The 269-nt window shown below is 70.6% G+C and carries 1 protein-coding gene; it reads left to right on the top strand.

The window, feature by feature from the left end; translation table 11 throughout:
• Nucleotides 1-25: 25 nt before the first annotated feature.
• On the top strand, nt 26-269 hold a 244-nt coding region (locus tag N801_RS22320; RefSeq protein WP_035941322.1), incomplete at its 3' end, for a sigma 54-interacting transcriptional regulator.

Below are 269 nucleotides of genomic sequence, written 5' to 3'. Positions count from 1 at the left end.
GTCCGAGCCGCTGGCGAAGGCCCGCATGCTCGGCCTGCGCTACGCCCGCGTCGATTCGACGGTGCTGATCGGCGGCGAGAGCGGCACCGGCAAGGAAGTCATGGCCCAGGGCATCCACCAGGCCAGCGCGCGCCATCATTTCCCCTTCATCGCGGTCAACTGCGCTTCGCTGCCCGAAACCCTGCTGGAAAGCGAGCTGTTCGGCTACGAAGACGGCGCCTTCAGCGGCGCGCGCCGCGGCGGCAAGCCCGGGCTGTTCGAGGCGGCCC

The sequence above is a fragment of the Knoellia aerolata DSM 18566 genome, from assembly GCF_000768695.1.
Taxonomy (GTDB): Bacteria; Actinomycetota; Actinomycetes; order Actinomycetales; family Dermatophilaceae; genus Knoellia; species Knoellia aerolata.
The sequence above is the reverse complement of the archived record's forward strand: the minus strand, read 5'-3'. Positions and strand labels throughout refer to the sequence as shown.